The organism is Planktotalea sp., assembly GCF_039984035.1.
Lineage (GTDB): Bacteria > Pseudomonadota > Alphaproteobacteria > Rhodobacterales > Rhodobacteraceae > Planktotalea.
Map to the genome: position 1 here is coordinate 1 of NZ_JBDWVM010000218.1, position 4,537 is coordinate 4,537.

The following is a 4,537-nucleotide window of genomic DNA, read 5'->3' on the forward strand; positions in this document are numbered from 1 at the left end:
TTTGTTGATTACGCCCATACGCCCGATGCGGTTGAGACCGCGCTCAAAGCGATGCGCCCTCATGTGATGGGCCGTCTTGTGGCGCTGATCGGCGCTGGTGGGGATCGCGATACAACAAAACGTCCCTTGATGGGGCAGGCGGCGGCAGAAAACGCGGATTTGGTCTTTGTGACCGACGACAACCCGCGCTCTGAAGATCCTGCCACCATTCGAAGCGCAGTCATGCTCGGCGCACCTGAAGCGATTGAGGTCGCAGATCGCGCTGAAGCGATCTTGCGCGCCGTTGATGCGCTTGGGCCAGGCGATGCGCTTTTAATCGCAGGTAAGGGCCATGAGACAGGCCAGATCGTTGGTGATACGGTCTTCCCTTTTGATGATTGTGAACAGGCCAGCGTCGCTGTCGCCGCCCTTGAAGGAGATCGCGCATGAGCCTCTGGACCGCTCAGGACGCTGTTGCTGCCACAGGTGGCACAGCCGTTGGCGATTGGGCCGTGAATGGCATTTCTATCGACACACGCACGATTGAGGCGGGCGATCTCTTCGTCGCGTTGAAAGCCGCGCGTGATGGCCATGACTTCGTGGCGCAAGCCTTGGAAAAGGGCGCAGGCGCTGCGCTTGTCACCCATGTTCCAGAAGGCGTCGCAGAGGATGCACCACTGCTCATCGTCAAAGACGTGCTCATCGCGCTTGAAGATTTGGGCCGCGCGGGCAGGGCACGTACTAACGCGCGCGTCTTGGCGATCACCGGCTCTGTTGGTAAAACCTCCACCAAAGAAATGCTCCGCGATGTGCTCAGCGCACAGGGCCGCACCCATGTCTCTGTCGCGAGCTACAACAACCATTGGGGTGTCCCGCTCACCCTTGCGCGGATGCCGCAAGACAGCGAATTCGCGGTGATTGAGATTGGCATGAACCACCCCGGTGAAATCGCTCCGCTCGCCAAAATGGCGCGCCCCCATGTGGCGATGATCACGACAGTCGCAGCGGCCCATCTCGAAGCGTTTGAGAACATCGACGGGATCGCCACCGAAAAAGCCGCGATCATGGAGGGGCTGGAGCCAAATGGCATCGCCATCCTGAACGCGGATATCGACACCGCGCATGTTCTCGAAGCGACCGCCAAAGAAGCCAACATCCCCGCGATTTGGTTCGGCCAAACCGCACAAGATTACACCCTCGAAAAGGTGGTTCTGAGTGGCAATACCACCGTTGTTCAAGCCACGGCGAACGGCGCGCCACTCCTCTTTAAGGTGCAAAGCGCAGGGCAGCATTTCGCGATGAACGGCCTTGGTGCTTTGGCCAGTGCGCAAGCGCTTGGCGCCGACCTCGCACTCTCGGCGCAAGCCATCGCAACATGGACCCCCTTCACAGGGCGAGGCGCGCGCGAAGTGATCGCGCTCGATCCCGCCGACACCCGCATGACGCTTGAGCTGATCGACGACGCTTACAATGCCAACCCGACCTCGCTTAGCGCCGCGCTCGACGTGCTCGCCGCCGCAGAAGTGATCCACGATATCGGCCGCGTCTCCAAAGGACGCCGCATCGCCTATCTCGGCGATATGAAAGAACTCGGCCCTCAAGAAATCGCACTCCACGTCGCCGTCGCGGACCTGCCAAGCGTGCAGGACATTGACCTCTTGCACTGCGTTGGCCCGCTCATGCGCCACTGCTATGACGCACTGCCCGAAGCCAAGCGCGGTCACTGGTTTGAAACCAGCGCAGAGATGGCCGCAACCGTGGGCCGCGACCTCGATGCAGGGGATGTTGTGCTGGCCAAAGGATCACTCTCAATGGGACTGGCGCGCGTGGTAGACGCGGTGCGCAAATTGGGCCATACGGCCCCGAAAGACGTTAAAAAGGACGATGTGTAAATGCTATATTGGTTAACCGCTCTCTCAGATGGGGGCGATTTTTTCAACCTCTTCCGCTACATCACCTTCCGTGCAGGCGGTGCGTTTTTAACGGCGCTTATCTTCGGTTTCGTCTTTGGTCGCCCGCTCATCAACGTGCTGCGCCGCAAACAAGGCAAGGGCCAACCAATCCGAGATGATGGCCCTGAAGGGCACTTCGTCAAAGCGGGCACGCCCACGATGGGCGGCCTTTTGATTGTGGGCGCGCTGCTCACATCGACGCTACTCTGGGCGCGCATCGACAATCCATTCGTTCTGATTTGTCTATTTGTAACAATGTCTTATGGCGCGATTGGCTTCGCTGATGACTACGCCAAAGTGTCCAAGCAAAACACAGCCGGCGTTTCTGGTAAAATCCGTCTCGGCCTCGGCTTTGTGATCGCCGCCATCGCGGGCTTCTGGGCCGCGCAATACCACCCCGAGGCGCTGCAAAACCAACTCGCCCTACCGATCTTCAAGGACACGTTGATCAACCTCGGTTACCTCTTTGTGCCCTTCGCGGTGATCGTCATCGTCGGCGCAGCAAACGCGGTTAACCTGACCGATGGCCTAGACGGCCTCGCCATCATGCCCGTGATGATCGCTTCCGGCACGCTGGGCGTCATCGCCTATGCTGTTGGCCGCGTCGATTTCACTGAATATCTAGACGTGCATTACGTGCCGGGCACAGGCGAAATTCTGGTCTTCACCGCTGGCATCTTCGGCGGCGGTCTCGGCTTCCTCTGGTACAACGCGCCCCCCGCGGCGGTGTTCATGGGCGACACAGGTTCGCTCGCTTTGGGCGGCGCTCTGGGTGCAATTGCGGTGTCCACGAAACACGAATTGGTGCTGGCGATTGTTGGCGGCTTGTTTGTTGTCGAGGCGCTCTCGGTCATTATCCAAGTGCTCTACTTCAAGCGCACAGGCAAACGCGTCTTCCTGATGGCGCCGATCCACCACCACTATGAGAAAAAGGGCTGGGCAGAGCCAACGATTGTGATCCGTTTCTGGATCATCTCCCTGATCCTCGCCATGATCGGCCTCGCCACCCTCAAGGTGCGCTAAAGGAGGGTGCGTGATATCACGCACCTCCCAAACAAATAATTTAGTCAGTTTCTTTCTCAAGTTTACGGATTTAGGAAAACAATCTCACTTTTGTTTTTCATCATGTTTCGAAAAGGACTGCTGCATTGGGGTTAGATATTAACGTTCTCGGAAAGCCTCTGAGAGGTTTTGAACAAGAATTCGAAGAAACATGGAAGATCATTCATTATCGATTTCCAGAAGATGACTTGCCCGCGAGCCGGTTTCTAAAAGTGAAACCAGCCAAGTTGTTCGGCCTCGTGAAACCTTCTGTAGAGGTTGATCGTGAAGGTGCAGTTTTGCGGTTTCAAGAAATTTCAATCCCCGTTTATGAAGCTATTGGTGCCCCCATTGTCGGGACAGATGACGAAGCGGATACTTGGCTGAGATATGCTGTAAAAAATGGATTTGTGAACGCCAAGAGTGAAACTGAGGCGTTTCAAAATTTTCATGGTTACCGCGCTTTGCAAGCGATGGAGGATTGTGATGGTTTTCCAATTTATTCTAACGAATATGCCTATGAGGGAATTGATCGCACAAGTTTCAGAGGATCGTTTCTGGAAGACTGTAAAGATATTCTAAGCCAAACAGAAATAGAGCAAGCTTGGCAGCCTATGCTTTGCAATGAATTTGCAGAATGGGGAAAAGGCTTGAGATCTGCGGCTGATAGATTTGCTAAACAACATGATTTACAGCAGGTTTTAGGTCAAAAACAACTCCCTGATACGACTGAAAACGAGCGTTGCAGCGCTTTGCATATCGTTGACCAAGCAGCACGATGGGTAGACTTTTGGTCGAGCAAAGGCCACGGAAGCGATCCATACTACTGAAGGAGGCCTTAAAATGATTCCAGTGCAAGGTTACACAGGCGCGCGTGTGGGCGTGCTCGGGCTCGGGCGCTCTGGCCTTTCTGCTGCACGCGCCTTGCGCGAGGGCGGGGCAGTGCCGATTTGCTGGGACGATAATGAAGCTGCCCGCGCTAAGGCGGAGGAAGAAGGATTCGAGACCGCCAAGCTGCGCGGCAAGACCCTTGCCGATCTTGCGTTGCTCATCACATCGCCGGGCATTCCCCATCTCTACCCCACGCCCAACCCCGTGATCGCAGAGGCGCTGGAGCTGGGCGTGCCTGTGGACAACGATATCTCGCTCTTCTTCCGCTCCTTCGCCAATTCCCAATGGGACAACATGGACGTCACCCCCCGCGTCGTTGCGGTGACGGGATCGAACGGCAAATCTACGACTTCCGCGCTGATCCACCATGTGCTGGAGCACACGGGTCGCCCGACGCAGCTTGCAGGGAACATCGGGCGCGGGGTGCTTGATATCGACCCTGCGATTGACGGCGAAGTGGTGGTGTTGGAGCTGTCCTCCTATCAAACCGACCTCGCGCGCGCGTTGACGCCGGATATCGCGGTGTTTACGAACCTGTCGCCTGATCACCTTGATCGTCATCACGGTATGGGCGGATATTTCGCCGCCAAACGCCGCCTGTTCGCCGAGGGCGGACCAGAGCGCGCGATTATTGGCGTGGATGAAGCAGAAGGCAAACACCTCGCGGGTCAAAT

The 4,537-nt window shown here is 56.7% G+C and carries 5 protein-coding genes; all 5 read left to right on the forward strand.

What is annotated here, in order from left to right:
- Positions 1-429, forward strand: a 429-nt coding sequence (locus tag ABJQ89_RS10005; protein ID WP_348496101.1) for a cyanophycin synthetase, incomplete at its 5' end; no start/stop codon positions are given.
- Positions 426-1,871: a UDP-N-acetylmuramoyl-tripeptide--D-alanyl-D-alanine ligase gene (gene murF / locus ABJQ89_RS10010; RefSeq protein WP_348496102.1), complete on the forward strand. Its 1,446-nt coding sequence runs from the start codon at positions 426-428 to the stop codon at positions 1,869-1,871. The genes ABJQ89_RS10005 and murF, both read left to right, overlap by 4 nt.
- Positions 1,872-2,954 carry a phospho-N-acetylmuramoyl-pentapeptide-transferase gene (mraY, locus tag ABJQ89_RS10015; RefSeq protein WP_348496103.1) on the forward strand — a complete coding sequence of 361 codons (1,083 nt, stop codon included), beginning with the start codon at positions 1,872-1,874 and terminating at the stop codon, positions 2,952-2,954.
- Between the two features lie 125 nt (positions 2,955-3,079).
- Positions 3,080-3,802, forward strand: coding sequence for a hypothetical protein (locus tag ABJQ89_RS10020; RefSeq protein ID WP_348496104.1), 723 nt, complete (start codon positions 3,080-3,082; stop codon positions 3,800-3,802).
- Between the two features lie 13 nt (positions 3,803-3,815).
- Positions 3,816-4,537 (forward strand): Mur ligase family protein (locus ABJQ89_RS10025; RefSeq protein WP_348496105.1); only part of this gene is annotated, 722 nt, incomplete at its 3' end.

Excerpts from the sequence above, each read along its gene's own strand:
- mraY (WP_348496103.1), top strand. The coding sequence starts at position 1,872 with ATGCTATATTGGTTAACCGCTCTCTCAGATGGGGGCGATTTTTTCAAC.
- murF (WP_348496102.1), top strand. The coding sequence starts at position 426 with ATGAGCCTCTGGACCGCTCAGGACGCTGTTGCTGCCACAGGTGGCACA.